The sequence below is a fragment of the Micrococcus lacusdianchii genome (assembly GCF_023155805.1).
Lineage (GTDB): Bacteria > Actinomycetota > Actinomycetes > Actinomycetales > Micrococcaceae > Micrococcus > Micrococcus lacusdianchii.
In genome coordinates this window covers 1-19833 of record NZ_JAKNUW010000004.1, presented here as the reverse complement: position 1 = coordinate 19833, position 19833 = coordinate 1, and the positions used below count along the sequence as shown (strand labels likewise).

Sequence of the window (19833 nt, the reverse complement as noted above, 5' to 3'; positions counted from 1 at the left end):
AGCGTGGCGGCCATGACCCAGGTGAACGAGACGTCGAGGCCGCCGCGCACCCCGCGCCGTCCCTCCGCCAAGCCGCACGGCCAGTGGAAGGTGGACGGGACCGCCCCCCTGAACCACAACGAGGAGTTCAAGCAGCAGGACGACGGCCTGAACGTCCGCGAGCGCATCGAGCAGGTCTACGCCCACGAGGGCTTCGACTCGATCCCCTCGGACGACCTGCACGGCCGCTTCCGCTGGTGGGGCCTGTACACCCAGCGCCGGCAGGGGATCGACGGCGGCAAGACCGCCACCCTGGAGCCCCACGAACTCGAGGACCGCTACTTCATGCTGCGCGTGCGCATCGACGGCGGTGACCTCACCACCGAGCAGCTGCGCGTGATCGGCGGGATCTCCACCGACTTCGGCCGTGACACCGCGGACATCACCGACCGGCAGAACGTCCAGCTGCACTGGATCCGCGTCGAGGACGTCCCCGAGATCTGGCGGCGCCTGGAGTCCGTGGGCCTGTCCACCACCGAGGCCTGCGGCGACGTGCCGCGCGTGATCCTCGGCTCACCGGTGGCCGGGATCGCCGCGGACGAGATCATCGACCCCACGCCCGTGATCCGGGAGATCGCGGACCGCTGGATCGGCGACCTCGAGATCTCCAACCTGCCCCGCAAGTTCAAGACCGCCATCACCGGGCACCCCTCCCAGGACGTGGTCCACGAGATCAACGACGTCTCCCTGATCGGCGTGGTGCACCCCGAGCTGGGCCCCGGTTACGACCTGTGGGTCGGCGGCGGCCTGTCCACGAAGGCCCGCCTGGCCGACCGGATCGGCGCGTTCGTCTCGGCCGAGCGCGCCCCCGAGGTGTGGCACGCCGTCGTGAGCATCTTCCGTGACTACGGCTACCGGCGCCTGCGCAACAAGGCCCGCATGAAGTACCTGCTCGAGGACTGGGGGCCGGAGAGGTTCCGCACCGTGCTGGAGGAGGAGTACCTCGGCTACGCCCTGCCGGACGGACCCGCCCCGGCCCCGCCCACCCGCCCCGGCGACCACGTGGGGGTCCACGAGCAGAAGGACGGCCGCTTCTACATCGGCGCCGCCCCCGTCGTCGGCCGCTCCAGCGGCACCACCCTCACCGCCCTCGCGGACCTGCTCGAGGCCCACGGCTCCACGCGGCTGCGCACCACCCCCCACCAGAAGATCGTGGTGCTGGACGTGGAGCGGGACCGGGTGGACGCCGTCGTGGCCGGCTTGAAGGATTTGGGACTGGACCCGGAGCCGTCCGTGTTCCGCCGCTCCACCATCGCCTGCACGGGCCTGGAGTTCTGCAAGCTCGCCATCGTGGACACGAAGGACACCGCCACCGCCGCGATCGCCCAGCTCGAGGAGCGCCTGGCCGACCTCGCCGACCGCCTCCCCGAGCGGCTGAGCCTGCATGTGAACGGCTGCCCCAACTCCTGCGCCCGCATCCAGACCGCGGACATCGGTCTGAAGGGCCAGCTGCTCCCGGACGACGACGGCGGCCAGACGCCCGGCTTCCAGGTCCATCTGGGCGGCGGGCTGGCCTCCGTGGACCGCGCCGAGGCCGGCCTCGGACGCAGCGTCCGCGGCCTGAAGGTCCGCGCGGGCGAGCTGGTCGACTACGTCGAGCGCGTCGTCCGCCGGTACGACGAGCAGCGTCAGCCGGGCGAGACCTTCGCCCGGTGGGCGCACCGAGTCGACGAGGAGGCCCTCCGATGAGCACCGTTCCCCCCACCCGTCCGACCGAGGACCTCGAGCGCCTGCAGGAGCTCGCGGAGTCCGGCGCCGCCGAGCTCGGCTGGGACGCCCCCGCCGAGGCGGTGGTCGACTGGGCCGCCCGCCATGTGGACCTCCGCCGGGCCGCCGTGGCCTGCTCCATGGCCGACGCCGTCCTGCCGCACCTGGTGGCGCAGCGGATGCCCGGCGTGGACGTCCTCTTCCTGGAGACCGGCTACCACTTCACTGAGACCCTCGCGACGCGCGACGAGGTGGCCCGCCGCCTCGACGTCACCGTGGTGGACGTGCTCCCGGAGCTGACCGTGGCCGAGCAGGACGAGCGCCACGGCAAGGACCTGTTCGCCCGCGACCCGGGGCTGTGCTGCGCGATGCGCAAGGTCGAGCCCCTCAACCGGGCGCTGGCCGGATACGACCTGTGGTTCACCGGCGTCCGCCGGGACGAGGCGCCGACGCGCACGGACACTCCGCTGGTGGGCTGGGACGAGGCCCACGGCATGGTCAAGGTCAACCCCGTCGCCCCGTGGAGCTTCGACGACCTGGTCGGCTACGCCACGGACCACGACGTGCCCGTGAACCTGCTCCTGCAGAACGGCTACCCCTCGATCGGCTGCCGCCCCTGCACCCGCCCCGTCGCCCCCGGGGAGGACCCCCGTGCCGGGCGCTGGGCCGGGACCGCGAAGACCGAGTGCGGCATCCACGTCTGAGCGCCGCTCCCGAGACAGACCAAGGAGACACGATGACCCTCACCCATGCCCCCGACCCGGGGACCGCGAGCCCCGCCGGGCCCGACGTCCAGGACGTCCTGGAGGCCGAGGCGATCCACATCATCCGCGAGGTGGTGGCCGAGTTCGAGCGCCCCGCCATGCTCTTCTCGGGCGGCAAGGACTCCGTGGTGATGCTCCACCTGGCCGCGAAGGCCTTCTGGCCGGGGAGGATCCACTTCCCGGTGGTCCACGTGGACACCGGCCACAACTTCCCCGAGGTCCTCGAGTTCCGCGACCGCACGGTGGAGCGGCTCGGCCTGCGGCTCGTGGTGGGCTCCGTGCAGGAGTACATCGACCGCGGCGAGCTGCGTGAGCGCGCCGACGGCACCCGCAACACCCTGCAGACCACCCCCCTGCTGGACACGATCCGGACCAACCGGTTCGACGCCGTCTTCGGGGGAGGCCGCCGTGACGAGGACAAGGCGCGGGCCAAGGAGCGGATCATCAGCCTGCGGGACGCGTTCGGCCAGTGGGACCCGCGCAACCAGCGCCCCGAGCTGTGGAACCTCTACAACGGCCGTCACACCCCCGGCCAGCACGTCCGCGCGTTCCCCATCAGCAACTGGACCGAGCTGGACGTGTGGCGGTACATCGCCCGCGAGGGCATCGAGCTGCCCTCCATCTACTACGCGCACGAGCGGGAGGTCTTCCGCCGCGACGGCATGTGGCGCGCCGTGGGGGAGCACTCCCGCCCGGCCGAGGGCGAGGAGGTCACCACGCGGACGGTGCGCTACCGCACGGTGGGCGACATGTCCTGCACCGGCGCCGTCCTCTCGGAGGCCGCCACCGTCGAGGACGTCGTGCTCGAGGTCGCCGCCTCCACCCTGACCGAACGCGGGGCCACCCGCGCCGACGACCGCATCTCCGAGGCGGCCATGGAAGATCGCAAGAAGGACGGGTACTTCTGATGAGCACCGCACTGCTGGACCGGCACGCCCCCGCCGGGACCCTGTTCCGCCTGGCCACGGCCGGCTCGGTCGACGACGGCAAGTCCACCCTCGTGGGCCGCCTCCTGCACGACTCCAAGGCCGTCCTGGCCGACCAGCTCGAGGCCGTGGCCCGCACCTCCGCCGAGCGCGGCTTCGGCGGCGCCGAGGGCGGGCTGGACCTGGCGCTGCTGACCGACGGCCTGCGCGCCGAGCGGGAGCAGGGGATCACGATCGACGTCGCGTACCGGTACTTCGCCACGGACCGGCGCACCTTCGTGCTGGCCGACTGCCCCGGGCACGTGCAGTACACCCGCAACACCGTCACGGGCGCCTCGACGGCCGACGCCGTCGTGCTGCTCGTGGACGCCCGCAAGGGCGTGGTGGAGCAGACCCGGCGCCACCTCAGCGTGGTGGCCCTGCTGCGGGTGCCGCACGTGATCGTCGCCGTCAACAAGATCGATCTCGTGGACTACGCCGAGGAGGTCTTCACCGCGATCGCCGAGGACGTCCGGCGCGTGGCCCGGGAGCTCGGCCTCTCCGACGCGGTGAGCGTCCCGGTGTCCGCCCTGCAGGGCGACAACGTGGTCACCCGCTCCGAGCGGACGGACTGGTACACCGGCCCCACGCTCATGGAGCTGCTCGAGTCCCTGCCCGGGGCGGACGCCGAGGACGACGCCGCGGCCTCCTTCCGCTTCCCGGTGCAGCTCGTGGTGCGCCCCCAGGGCGCCCTGGCCCCCGGCCTCGACCCCGAGGTCTTCCGCGACTACCGCGGCTACGCCGGGCAGGTGGTGGCGGGCACCGTCCGGCCCGGGGACGCCGTCGCCGTCCTCACCCCGGGGCAGCCGGTGCGCACCACCACCGTGGTGGGCGTGGACGCCGCCGGCGAGTCCCTCGAGGAGGCCTCCTCCCCGCAGTCGGTGGTCCTGCGCCTGGCCGACGAGGTGGACGTGGCCCGCGGGGACACGATCGCCGCCGCGGACACCGCCCCGCGCCCCACCGCGGAGGTGGCCGCCGCGCTGTGCTGGCTCTCCGCCGCGCCGCTGCGCGTCGGGCAGCAGGTCCTCGTCAAGCACGGCACCGCCGTCGTCCGGGCGCTCGTCCAGGAGGTGGCCGGCCGGCTCGACCTGGACACCCTGCGGCTCGACCCGGCCGAGACCCTCGGGCTCAACGACATCGGACAGGTGCGCCTGCACCTGGCCGCGCCGCTACCCGTGGAGCCCTACGCCGTGCATCGGCGCACCGGGGCGTTCCTCGTGATCGACCCCCAGGACGGGGCCACGCTCGCCGCCGGCATGGTGCGCGGCGGCGACGAGGCCTGATCCGGATGACGACGGCGCGAGGGGAGCGGTCATGACGGTGGTGATGGAGGACGTGGGCAAGAGCTTCGGCGGGCCCACGCCCGTGCTGGAGGACGTCTCCGTGCGGATCGAGCCGGGCGAGTTCGTCTGCCTGCTCGGCGCGTCCGGATGCGGCAAGTCCACCCTGCTGAACCTCATCGCCCGGCTCGAGGCGCCCACCGCGGGCGTCGTCAAGACTCCCCGGGAGGGGGCCGCGTTCATGTTCCAGGACGCCGCCCTCTTCCCGTGGCTCACCGCCCGCGGCAACATCGAGCTCGCCCTCCGCTTCGCCGGTGTGCCCGCGGCGGAGCGTCGGGGGCGTGCCGGGGAGCTGCTGCGTCTCGTCCACCTGGGCGACGCCGCCGACCTGCGACCCCACCAGCTCTCCGGCGGCATGCGCCAGCGCGTCGCCCTGGCCCGGGCCCTCGCCCAGGACCGCCCCCTGCTGCTCATGGACGAGCCGTTCGCGGCCTTGGACGCGATCACCCGCGACCTGCTGCATGGGGAGCTCGAGCGCGTGTGGCGGCAGACCGGTCGGACGGTCGTGTTCGTCACCCACAACGTGGCCGAGGCCGTCCGCCTCGGCCAGCGGGTGCTGCTGCTGTCCTCACGTCCGGGTCGCGTCGTCGCCGAATGGGACGTGCCCGCGGCCGCCCGCCACGACGCGCCCGCCGCGGCCGCCCTCACGGCCGCCATCACCGCCCGACTCGGTCAGGAGATCCGTCGCCATGCGCACTGACACCCCCACCCTCGACGCCCCCGGCCGCGCGCCGGGGGCCGCCACCGACGACGAGCTGCGCGAGCTCGACAGCGGCCTCGACGCGCTCCAGGCCGTCGACTCGACCCGTCGGACGGGTCTGGCCGGGTGGGACTGGAGCCGGGTCCTGCTCCCGGTGGCCGCCGTCGTCCTGCTCGTGGCGATCTGGCAGGCCTTCGCGTGGCTGGCCGGTGCGCGCGGTGAGCCGATCACCGGTCCCGGCGACGTCCTCGGGGCCTTCGGGACGCTGTGGGCCCAGGGCCTCGTCCAGCAGGCGGTGGCGACGTCGGTGGGCCGCGCCGTCGTCGGCTTCGCACTCGCCGTGGTCGTCGGCGTCGGGCTGGGCCTGGTGCTCGGACAGGTCAGCGTCCTGCGGCGGGCGTTCGGCCCGCTGCTCACGGCCCTGATGGTGCTGCCCAACGTGGCCTGGGTGCCGCTCGCGGTGCTGTGGTTCGGCCTCAGCGACGCCACCGCGTACTTCGTGATGCTCACCGGCGCCGTCCCCGCCGTGGTCGCCGGCCTCACCACCGGCACGGACCAGGTGCCGCCGCAGCTGCGTCGCGCGGCCCGGGTGCTGGGCGCCTCGCGTCTCGAGACCGCCCTGCTGGTGGTCCTCCCGGCCGCCCTGCCCGCCTTCGTCTCCGGCCTGCGCCAGGGCTGGGCCTTCGCGTGGCGAGGCCTCATGGCCGCCGAGATCATCGCCGTCGGCGGGCCCATGGGCGTGGGACTCGGGACCCTGCTCCACGAGGGACGTGCCGCGTCCGACCTCGCCGTCGTCCTCTGCGCCGTCCTGACCATCCTGGCCGTCGGCGTCCTCTTCGAACTGGCCGCATTCGGCCCCGTCGAGCGGCGCATGCTGCGCCGCCGCGGGCTGCTGGAAGGGAGCACGCGATGACCGCGTCCGATCTGTACCCCACCTCCCTGCGTCTGCTCGGCCGGCCCGTCCTGATCGTGGGCGGCGGGCGCGTGGCCGGCCGCCGCGTGGGTGCCCTCCTCGACGCCGGCGCGCTCGTCACCGTGGTGGCCCCGAAGCCGGGGGAGGAGGTGGAGCGGCTCGCGGCGGCCGGTCTGCTCACCCTGCATCGCCGCCCCTACCGCCCGTCCGACCTCGACGGGGTCTGGTTCGCCCAGACCGCCACCGGTGACCGGGCCGTGGACGGGGCCGTGGCCTCCGACGCCGAGGCCCGCCGCGTCTGGTGTGTCGACGCCTCCGACGCCGAGTCCTCCGCCGCCTGGACGCCCGCCGTCGTCCGGGCCGGGGACGTGACCGTGGCCGTCAACGCCGGGGGAGACCCTCGCCGTGCCCGCGCCCTGAAGGACGCGATCACCCTCGCCCTGTCCACGGGGCGGCTGCCGCTGCGGCGGCGGCGCGCGTCCGCCGAGCCCGGTCGCGTGGCCCTCGTCGGCGGCGGCCCCGGCGACTCCGGGCTCATCACCGTGCGCGGCCGGCAGCTGCTCGCGGAGGCCGACGTGGTGGTCGCCGACCGGCTGGGCCCGCGCGCCCTCCTGGCCGAGCTGGACCCGGCGGTGCCCGTGATCGAGGTCGGCAAGGCCCCCGGGAACCACCTGGCCACGCAGGACGAGATCAACGCCGTCCTGGTCCGGGAGGCCCGGGCCGGCCGCCTCGTCGTCCGGCTCAAGGGCGGCGACCCGTACGTGCTCGGCCGCGGCGGCGAGGAGGCAGCGCACTGCCGCGCCCACGGCGTCGACGTCGAGGTGGTCCCCGGTGTCACGAGCGCCGTCTCGGTGCCCGCCGCCGCGGGGATCCCGGTCACCCATCGCGGCGTCGCCACCGGCTTCACGCTGGTGACCGGCCACGAAGAGCTGTCCGAAGTGCCCACCCGGGCCGACCACACGCTCGTCCTGCTGATGGGCGTGCGCCGGCTCGCGGACACCGCGCGCCGACTGACGGAGCGCGGCCTGGACGGTGCGACGCCCGTGGCGATCATCGAGCGCGGCTGGATGCCGGACCAGCGGGTCACCGTGGGCACGGTGGAGACCATCGTCGCGCAGGCGGCCGCCGTCGGTGTGGAGAACCCCGCCGTGATCGTCGTGGGCGACGTCGTGCGCCTGAGCCCCTACGCCACCGGCGCGCCTGCGGCCGGCATCCCTGCCCCCATCCTGACCCTGAACCCGACCTCCGAAGGAGCACGAGCATGACCCTGACCCCCTCGGCCTCGAGGCCCGACCGCCCGTTGCGCATCGCCATCATCGGTGCCGGACCCGCCGGGGTGTACACGGCGGACATCCTGACCAAGGAAGAGCGGGACTTCCGTGTCAGCATCGACCTGTTCGACCGCTACCCGGCCCCGTTCGGCCTGATCCGCTACGGCGTGGCCCCGGACCACCCGCGCATCAAGGGCATCGTCACCGCCCTGCACAAGGTCATGGACCGCGGGGACATCCGTTTCCTCGGGAACGTGGACTACGGCACGGATCTGAGCCTGGCCGATCTGCGTCGGCATTACGACGCGATCGTGTTCTCCACCGGTGCCGTGCGCGACGCGGTCCTGGACGTGCCCGGCGTGGAGCTGGCCGGCTCGTTCGGCGGCGCCGACTTCGCGTCCTGGTACGACGGGCACCCGGACGTGCCGCGGCACTGGCCGCTGAACGCCACCCAGGTGGCCGTGATCGGCAACGGGAACGTGGCCCTGGACGTGGCCCGGATCCTGTCCAAGCATGCCGAGGACCTGCTGCCCACCGAGATCCCGGACAACGTGTACCGAGACCTGGCCGCCTCGCCGGTCACGGACGTGCACGTGTTCGGTCGGCGCGGGCCGGCGCAGGTGAAGTTCACCCCGCTGGAGCTGCGGGAGCTGGCGCACTCCCGGGATGTGGACATCGTGCTGTACGAGGAGGACTTCGACTTCGATGAGGCCTCGGAGAAGGCGATCGAGGAGAACAACCAGGTCCGCACCATGGTGGGCACGCTGACGAACTGGCTCATGGAGCAGGAGGACCGTCAGCAGAGCGCCTCGCGTCGGCTGCACCTGCACTTCCTGCAGGCCCCCGAGGAGTTCCTGGACGAGGACGGGGATGGCCGGGTGGACGGCCTGCGGATGCGCCGCATGGAGCTCGACGGCTCCGGTGGGGTCCGTCCGTCCGAGGAGACCGTGGACTACCCGGTGCAGGCGGTCTACCGGGCGGTGGGCTACTTCGGCTCGCCCGTGGAGGGGGTGGAGTTCGATGAGGTGCGCGGGGTGATCCCGAACGCGCAGGGCCGCGTGCTCGACGCGGACGGCGCCCCGGTGCCGGGCCTGTACGCCTCGGGGTGGATCAAGCGGGGTCCGGTGGGGTTGATCGGGCACACCAAGGGCGACTCCCTGGAGACCATCAAGCAGCTGATCGAGGACGAGCCGGGGCTGTGGACCGCCCAGGAGCCGTCGGAGGAGTCCGTGATCGAGCTGCTCGAGTCCCGTGAGGTGCCGTACACCACGTGGGCCGGCTGGCATGCTCTGGACGAGCATGAGAAGTCCCTGGGTGCGCAGGCCACGGAGGCCGGTCCGGTGGCGCGGGAGCGGGTGAAGGTCGTGGACCGGGAGGAGATGACCCGCATCTCCCGGGAGAGCGTCCTCCTCGGCGCCGGAGGCTGAGCCCTCCCGTCGGGTGGATTCGAGGCCGCGGCGCGGCCCACCCCTCGCCCGCGCCGCGGCCCGCTCCCTACCGTGGTGCCCATGACCACCTTCGCCGCAGCCGAACGCGCCCGCCTCGCTGACCTCCTGCTCGAGAAGGGCCCCCACGCGCCCACCCTGTGCGGCGGCTGGAGCACCCGCGACCTCGCCGCCCACCTCTGGCTGCGGGAGAGCCGGCCCGACGCCCTCGCCGCCCTGTTCATCCCGCCGCTGTCCCGCCACCTCGACCGCCTGACCGCGGACACCAAGCGCCGCGACTACGCCGAGGTCGTGCGGGAGTGGGCCGCGGGCCCGTCGGCGCTGAACCCCCTGCGGGCGGCGGACAGGCACGTGAACGCGGCCGAGCACTTCATCCACCTCGAGGACGTCCGGCGCGGCGAGTCCGCGACCGGCGGCTCGCTGCCCGCCCCGCGCCCGTTCTCCCCGGACGAGGAGGACGCCCTCTACCGCTCGCTGCGTCGCATGGCCCCGCTGTTCCTGCGCACGTCCACGGCGCCGGTGGTCCTCCAGGGCCCGGGCCGCGCCCCGGTCACCGTCACCCGCGGGGCCGTGGCGCTGCGGGTGCCCGTCACGGTGACCGGCGAGGTCGGGGAGCTCCTCCTCTGGGCCTCGGGCCGGGACGCCGTGCACGTGGAGCTCGACGGCGACGCGTCCGCGGCCGTGCGCACCGCCCTCTGACCCGCTCCGGCCCGCGGCCACGGGCCGGCGCAGCGTCCACTACACTGGCGGGCACAGGCGTCGACCCGGCCATCACCGGCGAGCCTCCGGAAGAACGGGCCGCACGGCCCCAGTAGAACCGGACGGGTAAGCCCGTCACAGCAGTCATCAAGCGGCCAGCACCCCGGGGACCTCCCGACGCCGGCAAGCAAGGTGGTACCGCGTCCGCGGCCGGCCGGAGGGTCGGGCCCTCGGGCGTCCTTGCACGGAACCGACGCCCCGGACGCAAAGGACCCCCGTGTACCCCCTCGCCTCCTCCGCCCCTGACGGCCGCACCCCCGCCTCCCCGCGCTTCCCGGAGATCGAGCGCCGCATCCTGGCGTACTGGGACGAGGACGGCACCTTCCAGGCCTCGATCGACCAGCGTCCCGCCCGGAACGAGGACGGCTCGCAGAACGAGTTCGTCTTCTACGACGGCCCGCCCTTCGCCAACGGCCTGCCGCACTACGGCCACCTGCTCACCGGGTACGTCAAGGACCTCGTGGCCCGCTACCAGACGCAGCAGGGCCGCCGCGTGGAGCGCCGCTTCGGCTGGGACACCCACGGCCTGCCCGCCGAGCTCGAGGCGATGAAGCAGCTGGGCATGACGGACAAGTCCGAGATCGAGGCCATGGGCATCGACACGTTCAACGACGCCTGCCGCTCCTCGGTCCTGAAGTACACGGACCAGTGGCAGGACTACGTGACCCGCCAGGCCCGCTGGGTCGACTTCGAGAACGACTACAAGACCCTCACCCCGGACTTCATGGAGTCCGTGATCTGGGCCTTCTCCGAGCTGCACCGCAAGGGCCTGACCTACCGCGGCTTCCGCGTCCTGCCCTACTGCTGGAACGACGAGACCCCGCTGTCCAACCACGAGCTGCGCATGGACGACGACGTCTACACGATGCGCCAGGACCCCTCGGTCACCGTCACGTTCCCGATCACCGGCCTCCCGGCGGACCCCGCCCTCGTGCCCGACGGCGGCGCCGACGCAGCGCTCGCCGCGCACCTGGCCGGCGTCCACGTCTTGGCCTGGACCACCACGCCCTGGACGCTGCCGACCAACGCGGCCCTCGCCGTCGGCCCCCAGATCCAGTACGCCGTGGTGCCGGCCGGCCCCGAGGGCGCGACCGCGGACGGGGACCGCTTCCTCCTGGCCGTGGACCTCGTGGGCGCCCACGCCGAGGAGCTCGGCTACGCCGACGCCGACGCCGCCCGCGCCGCGGTCACCGAGACGATCCCCGGCGCCCGCCTCGGCGGCCTGGCCTACGCGCCGCTGTTCACGGACGTGTTCGACGCCCACCGCGGGGAGACCTTCACCGTCAACGGCCGTGACCTCGGCGTCGAGGGCGCGCACCGGATCCTCGTGGACGACTATGTCTCCACCGAGGACGGCACCGGCGTGGTCCACCAGGCGCCGGCCTACGGTGAGGACGATCAGCGCGTGTGCGAGGCCAACGGCATCCCCGTGCTGCTCTCCGTGGACGAGGGTGCCCGGTTCCTGCCGCTGTTCGCCCGCGAGGAGGTCGGGCGCGGCGACCTGCGCGAGATCGCCGGCGTGCAGGTCTTCGAGGCCAACCGCACGATCATCCGCGCCCTGCGCGCCCTGGGCCGCGTGGCCCGCGAAGCCTCCTACGAGCACTCCTACCCGCACTGCTGGCGGTGCCGCACGCCCCTGATCTACCGCGCGGTGACGTCCTGGTACGTCAAGGTCACCCAGATCAAGGAACGCATGCTCGAGCTGAACGAGGAGATCACCTGGATCCCCGGCAACGTCAAGCACGGCCAGTTCGGCACGTGGGTGGCCAACGCCCGTGACTGGTCCATCTCCCGCAACCGGTTCTGGGGCTCGCCCATCCCGGTGTGGGAGTCCGACCATCCCGACTTCCCCCGCCAGGAGGTCTACGGCTCGCTCGCGGAGATCGAGGAGGCCTTCGGCCGTCTGCCGCGCAACGCCGAGGGCGAGGTGGACCTGCACCGCCCGTGGGTGGACGACCTCACCCGCCCGCACCCGGACCCCGAGGCCGCGGCGGCGGGCGCGACCATGCGCCGCGTGGAGGATGTGCTGGACGTCTGGTTCGATTCCGGCTCCATGCCCTATGCGCAGGTGCACTACCCGTTCGAGCGCGCCGACTGGTTCCCCACGCACAACCCGGCGGACTTCATCGTCGAGTACATCGGCCAGACACGCGGCTGGTTCTACACCATGCACATCCTGGCGACCGCCCTGTTCGACCGGCCGGCGTTCTCCCACGTGATCTCGCACGGCATCGTGCTGGGCTCGGACGGCCAGAAGATGTCCAAGTCCCTGCGCAACTACCCGGACGTCAACGAGGTGCTGGACCGCGACGGCGCGGACGCCATGCGCTGGTTCCTCATGGCCAGCCCCATCCTGCGCGGCGGCAACCTGATCGTCACGGAGGAGGGCATCCGTGAGGGCGTCCGCCAGGTGATCCTCCCGGCCTGGAACGCGTGGCACTTCTTCTCCCTGTACGCGAACACCGCGCACGACGGCGGCGCGCGCCCCGAGGGGTATCGCGCCTCTGCGCGCCACGCCTCCGAGGACCCGCTGGACCAGTACGTGCTGGCGGCCACCGGACGCATGCTCCGCGAGGTCAAGACCGCGCTGGATTCCTACGAGGTCTCGGACGCCACGGACGCCCTGCGCGGCTTCATGGACACCCTCACCAACTGGTACATCCGACGCTCGCGCGAGCGGTTCTTCGCCGAGGACACCGCGGCCATGGACGTTCTCTGGACGGTGTTGGAGGCCTTCACCCGCGCCGCGGCCCCGCTCCTGCCGCTCGTGGCGGAGGAGATCTGGCGCGGGCTCACCGGCGGGCGCTCGGTGCACCTCACCGACTACCCGGACGCGGACCTGTTCCCGCACGGCCCCGAAGCCGAGACCCTCGTGGCCCGCATGGACGCCGTGCGCCGCATCAGCTCGGCCGGCTCGGCCCTGCGCAAGGGGGCCGGCCGCCGGGTGCGCCTGCCGCTGGCGGCGCTGTCCGTCGTCGTGCCGGAGGCCGCCGGGCTGGAGGGCACGTATGCGCAGATCGTGGCGGACGAGCTGAACCTCAAGGAGGTCCGGCTCGTCGAGCTCGCGGACGAGGCGATCGCCGAGTACGGCATCGGCACGGAGCTGAAGCTGAACTTCCGCGAGCTCGGCAAGGCGTTCGGCAAGCAGGTCCCGCTCATCAAGAAGGCGGTCGACGCCCGCGCGTACGCCGAGGTCGAGGGCGGCCTCGCGGTCACGCTCGCCGACGGCGGGAGCGTCATGCTCGACCCCGAGCTGTACGAGCTGCGCACCGTGTCCACCGGCGCGCCCGAGGGCACCGCCGTCGGCGTGCTGCCCGGGGCCGGCTTCCTGGTCCTCGAGACCGAGGTCACCGCGGAGCTGGCCGCGGAGGGCACCGCCCGGGACGTGGTCCGGGCCGTCCAGGCCGCGCGCAAGGACGCCGGACTGGACGTCTCCGACCGGGTCCACACGCGCATCGAGGGCCCGGGGACCGTGATCGCGGCCCTCGAGACCTACCGGGAGCTCGTGGCCGCGGAGACCCTGACCGTGGACCTCGAGCTCGTGGACTCGGGCGCCGCCGATCCCCGCACGGATCCGGCCGAGGACGCCATGAACACCGTGTCCGTCACCGTGGCGAAGGCGGACGCATGAGCGCCGCCCCGGACACCGTCGAGGCCGTGTACGCGGACCTGCTGGCCCGCGCCCCGGAGAACCGGATGGAGCCGCGCATGGAGCCCATGCGCCGCGTCCTGGCCCTCCTCGGCGACCCCCAGCATGCCGCGCCCGTCATCCACCTGACCGGCACCAACGGCAAGACCTCCACCGCGCGGATGATCGAGGCCGTGCTGCGCGCCTACGGCCTGCGGACCGGCCGCTACACCTCGCCGCACCTGCGCTCGGTCACCGAGCGGATCAGCATCGACGGCGCCCCCGTGGCGGACGAGACGTTCGTACGCGTGTGGAACGAGATCCTGCCCCTCGTGCAGGTCGTCGACGCCGAGCTGGAGGCCGCCGGGGAGCCCCGCCTGACCTACTTCGAGGCGGTCACTGCGCTGGGCTTCGCGGTCTTCGCGGACGAGCCCGTCGAGGTCGTCGTGCTCGAGGTGGGCCTGGGCGGGATCACGGACGCCACCAACGTGGCCGACGGCGCCGTCTCCGTGGTGACCCCCATCTCCCTGGACCACACCGAGCTGCTGGGGGACACGGAAGCGGAGATCGCGCAGGAGAAGGCCGGGATCGTCAAGCCCGGCGGCTTCCTCGTCTCCGCCGCGCAGGACCCAGACGCCGCCCAGGTGCTGCTGGAGGCCGCCCGCGCCGCGGACGTCCCCTTCCGCTTCGAGGGCGTGGAGTTCGGCGTGGCGGACCGGCGCCTGGCCGTCGGCGGCCAGCAGGTCGACGTGCGCGGCCTCGCCGCCGACTACCCCGACCTCTTCCTGCCGTTGCACGGCGCCCACCAGGCGGAGAACCTGGCCGTGGCCGTGGCCGCGCTCGAGGCGTTCCTCGGCGGCGGTGCCCGTCCCCTGGACGAGGAGCTGCTGCGCGAGGGCCTCGCGCAGGTGACCTCGCCCGGCCGGCTCGAGGTGCTGCGCACCGCCCCCACCGTGATCGTGGACGCCGCGCACAACCCCGAGGGCGTGCGCGTCACCGCCCGCGCGGTGCAGGAGGCCTTCGGCTTCACCCGCCTGGTGCTCGTGGTCGGCGTGCTCCAGGAGAAGGACGCCCGCAGCATGCTCGAGGTCCTCTACCGGGAGTTCGGCGACGACGTCGAGGACGTGGCCCTCACACAGTCGGCCTCGCCCCGTGCGATCCCCGCCGGGGACCTCGCCGCGCTCGCGGTGGACGCCGGCTGGGGCGAGGACGACGTGTTCGCCACCGAGTCCGTCCCCGACGCCCTCGAGTGGGCGGTCGGGCGCGCGGAGGCCGTGGAGACCAGCGCCGACGCCTTGGCCTCGGGCACCGGCGGCGGCGTGCTCGTCCTCGGCTCCATCACCCTGGCCGCCGAGGTCCGGGACCTGCTGGGGGAGCCGGCCCATGCCGGGCCCGTGACCGTGGCCGCCCGGGGCCTCGAACCCGAGGACCTGCTGGCCGCCGTCGGGCTGGCGGACGAGGACGACGATGCCGTGGACCCCGAGGTCCTGGACCTGCTGGACGACCGCGACCCCGGAGAGGATCGCCGATGAGCACTCCGCAGCACGATCCCCGCGAGGACGCCGCGCCCGGCTTCGGCCACGAGGACTGGCGCCCGGCCCGGGAGACCCGCGCCCAGCGGGACTGGCGGCCGGGGCGGCGCCGGCGGACCCGCTCCGTCCGCGCCCTGTTCACGTCCACGGTGCTGTGCCTCGAGGCGGTGCTGCTGTTCTTCCTGGGCATGACGCTGTTCGGCCTGAACCGGGCGGAGCCGCACGCCCCGTGGATCGTCGTCGGGTTCTCCGCCCTGGCCGTGGTGGCGGTGCTCACGTGCGCCCTCGTGCGCCGGCCCGTGGGCATCGCGATCGGCTGGGCGATCCAGGCCGTCCTCGTGCTCTCCAGCCTGTGGGAGTACTCGATGGTCCTGATCGGGCCCCTCTTCACCCTCACCTGGTGGTACGCCGTCACCAAGGGCGGGCAGATCGACCGGGAGAACGCCGAGCGGGCCCGCGCCCAGGCCGAGTGGGAGGCCGCGCACCCCGAGGGCTGACCGGCCCGCCTGCCCGGGGTGGACGCGGAGACCACTAGGGTGGTCGGAGCAGGACCGCCCCACCACTAGGAGAGATGTGTCGTGACCCACCACCTCGAAGAGACCCTCGTCCTCGTCAAGCCCGACGGCGTCCGGCGCCGCCTGACCGGCGAGATCATCGCCCGCATTGAGCGCAAGGGCTACGAGATCGTCGACCTGCGCATGGTCACCCCCTCGCGCGATCTGCTGGTCAAGCACTACGAGGAGCACGAGGGCAAGCCGTTCTTCGAGCCGCTCGTGGAGTTCATGGGCTCGGGCCCGGTCGTGGCCCTGCGCGTCCGAGGCTCGCGCGTGGTCGAGGGCGTCCGATCCCTCGCCGGTGCCACCGAGCCCACCACCGCCGCCCCGGGCACCATCCGCGGCGACCTCGGCCGCGATTGGGGCGAGGGCGTGCAGAAGAACCTGGTGCACGGCTCCGACTCGGCGCTCTCCGCCGAGCGCGAGCTCGCACTCTGGTTCGGCTGATCCGGTCCCCACGACGACGGCGGCCCCCGAGATCTCTCGGGGCCGCCGTCGTCGTGGTGCTGGGGGAGGGGGCGCTCAGCCGAGGCCGACGACCCCCAGGCCCAGCTCGAGCAGGATGGAGGCGAAGACGGCCACCCACAGCAGGACGATCGCGGGCCACGCCAGGTCGCGCGCGAGCGAGGCGGTGCGCGAGTCGGCCGGCAGGGCTCCGGTCTGCAGGTTGCGGGAGGTGATCAGCACGGTCTGCACGATCACCATGGCCCACACGATCATGCAGTACAGGCACAGGGTGCCGATCGAGTAGACGGCCGCGAACCACAGCCACGCGGCGAAGGCCAGGCCTGCCAGGATGCCCAGGTTCATCAGCAGCCAGAACCAGCGGGCGAACCGTGCGCCCGCCAGGAGGGACACGCCCACCGTGATCAGCACGGAGAAGGCGACGATGCCGACATACGTGTTCGGGAACCCGAACGTCATGGCCTGCCAGGACTGCATCACGCGGCCGCAGGACAGCCACGGGTTGATGTCGCAGCTGGTCACGTAGCCCGGGTTCGCGGTGAGGATCGAGCGCTCGACGATGATGATGATCGTGGCGACCATGGCGATCACCGACGTGACGATCAGCATGAGCGCGGTGCCGAGGGGCCGGGCGGTGAAGGACGGGTCGTGCCCGGGGCCGCGGAGGGCGGAGCCGCCGTCGGCGTCGTGGGCGGGCACGGTCCGGGTCTCGGTGGCTTCCATGGCTACAGTCTAGGACCGACCCTCCGGCACTGCGGGCACGCCCCGGGCGGGGATGGGTGTGAGAGAATCGGCCACGGCTGAGCCGCGCCCACACCGCGGCCCCGCCCGCTGCGCGCCCGACGGAGGCCGCCGCCGACGCGACCGACCGGGCATGGCCCGGAGGGCGCCGGGCCCGGAGACCCCGGGCCGGCCCGGACGCGGATCGGCGAGGATCCGATGAGCCGGCCCGACACGGCGCGTCGCAGCGGTTCCGCGTGGCCGCCCCTGGGGCGGCCCCGGTTCACCCGAGGACTTTCCCGGAGCCCGTCTCCCGGCGCACCCCGGACGTACGGCGTCCGTGGGGCAACGCAGCCGGTGCCGGGCGCGAGTCGCCGGACGGTCGGCGGTGTGGGCCGGCCGGTCGGCGGGAGGTGCTGCCATGGCGGCTGAGAACACGGACGAGAACACCACGACGACGCCCCAGGACGAGGCGACCACGGGCGAGGAGTCGACCCGCACCCGTACCGGGGTCCCCGACCCGACGGCGGCGGACGTCGCCGACGCCCGCGGCGGGGCCGCCGACGTCCAGGACGAGGGCGCCGGGCAGGGGCCGGACGCCGTGGCGGAGGAGGACGAGGAGACCGTGTCGGAGGACGGGGCCGCCGGTCTCCGCTTCGATCCGACGGACCCGTTCGCGGTCCCGGAGGAGGTGCTGAGCCTCCTGCAGTCGGAGAGCGCGTCCTCGCGGCGCCGCTCCCGCCGGAGCGTCGAGTCCGAGGACGCGGAGGTCGAGGGCGGTCAGGACGACGAGCCGGCGGACGACGAGCGTCCTGCCGTCTCCCGGCGGCGTCGCCGTCGTCGCCGCGGTGCCGTGGACATGGAGCTGGCCGGCGGGGAGGACGGGGACCCCGAGGGTACCGTCACCCGCGTGCGTGCGCCGCGTCAGGCGCTGAGCACGGGCCCCGAGGCCGTGCAGGGCGTCAGGGGCTCCACGCGCCTCGCGGCCAAGCGCCAGCGACGCCGCGACTCCCGCTCCGGCGGGCGCCGCCGCACCGTGATCACCGAGGCCGAGTTCCTGGCCCGCCGCGAGTCGGTGGACCGCAAGATGCTCGTCCGCCAGCGCGACCAGCGGATCCAGATCGCGGTCCTGGAGGACGGCGTGCTCGCGGAGCACTTCGTCTCCCACACCACCCAGGACTCCATGATCGGCAACGTCTACGTGGGCAAGGTGCAGAACGTGCTCCCGTCCATGGAGGCCGCCTTCGTGGACATCGGCCGCGGCCGCAACGCCGTGCTCTACGCCGGCGAAGTGGACTGGGACGCCGCCCAGCTGGAGGGCAGGGCCAAGAAGATCGAGAACGCCCTGAAGTCGGGCGACACGGTGCTGGTGCAGGTCACGAAGGACCCGGTGGGCCACAAGGGCGCCCGCCTGACGAGCCAGATCTCCCTGCCCGGCCGGTACCTCGTGTACGTTCCGGGCGGGTCCATGACGGGCATCTCCCGGAAGCTGCCCGACGTCGAGCGCGCCCGCCTGAAGCGGATCCTCAAGGACCACCTGCCCCAGGACGCCGGCGTGATCGTCCGCACGGCCGCCGAGGGCACCTCCGAGCAGGAGCTGCAGAACGACATCAACCGGCTGCGCGTGCAGTGGGAGGGCATCCAGGAACGGGCCGGCTCCACCAAGACCCTGGCCCCCGAGCTGCTCTACGCCGAGCCGGGCCTGACCATCAAGACCGTCCGCGACGTCTTCAACGAGGACTTCTCCGCGATGCTCGTCCAGGGCGAGGACACGTGGGACAGCATCGAGGCGTACGTGACCTACGTGGCGCCGCATCTGCTGGACCGCCTGCACCACTGGGTTCCGGAGGACCACGACGGCGAGGACCTCTACGCCACGCACCGGGTGGACGAGCAGCTGCACAAGGCGCTCGAGCGGAAGGTCTACCTGCCCTCCGGCGGCTCCCTGGTGATCGACCGGACGGAGGCGATGACCGTCGTCGACGTCAACACGGGCAAGTTCACCGGCTCGGGGGGCAACCTCGAGGAGACCGTCACGAAGAACAACCTGGAGGCGGCCGAGGAGGTCGTCCGTCAGCTGCGCCTGCGGGACATCGGCGGCATCATCGTGATCGACTTCATCGACATGGTCCTGGAGGCCAACCAGGAGCTGGTGCTGCGCCGCCTGGTGGAGTGCCTGGGCCGGGACCGCACCAAGCACCAGGTGGCCGAGGTGACCTCCCTGGGCCTGGTGCAGATGACCCGCAAGCGCATGGGCACCGGTCTCGTCGAGGTGTTCTCCGAGGTCTGCGAGCACTGCGCCGGCCGCGGCATCCTCATCCAGGACACGCCGGTGGAGCGCTCCAGGTGGGCCGCCGAGCCGCGCGGGGAGTCCGAGGGACGCCGCCGCGGCAAGCGCCGCAGGGGCGCGGCCGAGGGCGACGCCGGCACGCCCGTCGAGGGGGCATCGGAGGAGACGGCGGAGGAGGAGCGTCAGCGCGCCGAACGCGCGGCCGCCGCGCGCGCCGCGCTGATGTCCATCGCCAAGGCGTCCGGCAAGGCCGCCGAGGAGGCGCCGCAGCCGGCCGCCGAGGAGCGCGGTGAGGTCACGGGGACCGAGGCGCCCGCCGTGGAACCGGAGGCCTCGCCGTCCGACGCGGCGGAGGACGCCCCTGCGGACCGGGACGGGCAGGACGGGTCCGCCGAGTCCGAGAGCCGGCGCCGCAAGCGTCGGGGGCGTCGCCGCGGCCGCGGTCGCGCCGCCGAGGACGCGGGCCGGGAGCCCGGACAGGAGCAGGACAGGACGGCCGAGCCGCAGGACACGCGGTCCGACGAGGCCCCGGCCGGGACCGAGGCGAAGGCGCCCGCCGCGTCTCAGGCGGCCGCCGCGGATCCGAGTGCCCCGACGACGTCTCGGGACTCCGAGGCGGAGGAGCCCGCCGCGGAGGCCGTACGGGCGGCGGGTGCGGACGCTCCCGCGGGGGGCGCCGCCGGACGCCGCACGCGCGGCCGGCGCCGCCGCGCGGAGTCGCCACAGGGCGCTGGCGCGGCA

Annotated in this window: 15 protein-coding genes; 14 read left to right on the top strand and 1 reads right to left on the bottom strand. The window is 73.5% G+C overall.

Translation table 11 applies throughout. The features are described 5' to 3' along the window. Positions 1-12: 12 nt before the first annotated feature. From MA879_RS03420 to ndk, 13 genes are all read left to right on the top strand, one after another. Positions 13-1728: a nitrite/sulfite reductase gene (locus MA879_RS03420; protein WP_248123523.1), complete on the top strand. Its 1716-nt coding sequence runs from the start codon at positions 13-15 to the stop codon at positions 1726-1728. Continuing rightward, positions 1725-2450 carry a phosphoadenylyl-sulfate reductase gene (locus MA879_RS03415; RefSeq protein WP_248123522.1) on the top strand — a complete coding sequence of 242 codons (726 nt, stop codon included), beginning with the start codon at positions 1725-1727 and terminating at the stop codon, positions 2448-2450. Before MA879_RS03420 ends, MA879_RS03415 begins: the two co-directional genes overlap by 4 nt. Before the next feature lie 32 nt (positions 2451-2482). Further along, positions 2483-3418, top strand: a complete 936-nt coding sequence (cysD, locus tag MA879_RS03410) for a sulfate adenylyltransferase subunit CysD (protein WP_248123520.1) — start codon at positions 2483-2485, stop codon at positions 3416-3418. Continuing rightward, positions 3418-4758: a sulfate adenylyltransferase subunit 1 gene (locus MA879_RS03405; protein ID WP_248123518.1), complete on the top strand. Its 1341-nt coding sequence runs from the start codon at positions 3418-3420 to the stop codon at positions 4756-4758. The genes cysD and MA879_RS03405 overlap by 1 nt, the downstream gene beginning before the upstream one ends. A gap of 31 nt (positions 4759-4789) precedes the next feature. After that, complete coding sequence (locus MA879_RS03400; protein ID WP_248123516.1) at positions 4790-5515, top strand: ABC transporter ATP-binding protein; 726 nt, start codon at positions 4790-4792, stop codon at positions 5513-5515. Further along, positions 5505-6428 carry an ABC transporter permease gene (locus MA879_RS03395; RefSeq protein WP_248123514.1) on the top strand — a complete coding sequence of 308 codons (924 nt, stop codon included), beginning with the start codon at positions 5505-5507 and terminating at the stop codon, positions 6426-6428. The genes MA879_RS03400 and MA879_RS03395 overlap by 11 nt, the downstream gene beginning before the upstream one ends. After that, positions 6425-7693, top strand: a complete 1269-nt coding sequence (cobA, locus tag MA879_RS03390) for a uroporphyrinogen-III C-methyltransferase (protein WP_248123511.1) — start codon at positions 6425-6427, stop codon at positions 7691-7693. The genes MA879_RS03395 and cobA overlap by 4 nt, the downstream gene beginning before the upstream one ends. Further along, positions 7690-9126: an FAD-dependent oxidoreductase gene (locus MA879_RS03385; protein ID WP_248123509.1), complete on the top strand. Its 1437-nt coding sequence runs from the start codon at positions 7690-7692 to the stop codon at positions 9124-9126. The genes cobA and MA879_RS03385 overlap by 4 nt, the downstream gene beginning before the upstream one ends. A gap of 81 nt (positions 9127-9207) precedes the next feature. Next, positions 9208-9843 carry a TIGR03085 family metal-binding protein gene (locus MA879_RS03380; RefSeq protein ID WP_248123507.1) on the top strand — a complete coding sequence of 212 codons (636 nt, stop codon included), beginning with the start codon at positions 9208-9210 and terminating at the stop codon, positions 9841-9843. A gap of 277 nt (positions 9844-10120) precedes the next feature. After that, positions 10121-13534 (top strand): isoleucine--tRNA ligase, encoded by a 3414-nt coding sequence (gene ileS / locus MA879_RS03375; RefSeq protein WP_248123505.1) that lies wholly within the window; start codon positions 10121-10123, stop codon positions 13532-13534. After that, positions 13531-15063: a bifunctional folylpolyglutamate synthase/dihydrofolate synthase gene (locus MA879_RS03370; protein ID WP_248123503.1), complete on the top strand. Its 1533-nt coding sequence runs from the start codon at positions 13531-13533 to the stop codon at positions 15061-15063. Before ileS ends, MA879_RS03370 begins: the two co-directional genes overlap by 4 nt. Next, a complete protein-coding gene (locus MA879_RS03365; RefSeq protein ID WP_248123501.1) occupies positions 15060-15560 on the top strand; it encodes a DUF4233 domain-containing protein in 501 nt (166 codons plus the stop codon). The genes MA879_RS03370 and MA879_RS03365 overlap by 4 nt, the downstream gene beginning before the upstream one ends. An 81-nt stretch (positions 15561-15641) precedes the next feature. After that, the gene (gene ndk, locus MA879_RS03360; protein WP_248123499.1) at positions 15642-16064 is read left to right on the top strand and encodes a nucleoside-diphosphate kinase; all 423 of its coding nucleotides are present in this window, start codon (positions 15642-15644) and stop codon (positions 16062-16064) included. Positions 16065-16139: 75 nt separating this feature from the next. Here the strand turns inward: ndk and MA879_RS03355 are convergent, their stop codons facing one another. Beyond that, on the bottom strand, positions 16140-16805 hold the full coding sequence (locus tag MA879_RS03355) for a vitamin K epoxide reductase family protein (RefSeq protein ID WP_248123490.1): 666 nt from the start codon (positions 16803-16805) through the stop codon (positions 16140-16142). Between the two features lie 418 nt (positions 16806-17223). Between MA879_RS03355 and MA879_RS03350 the strand changes: the two genes are divergently transcribed. Next, on the top strand, positions 17224-19833 hold a 2610-nt coding region (locus tag MA879_RS03350; protein ID WP_248123488.1), incomplete at its 3' end, for an Rne/Rng family ribonuclease.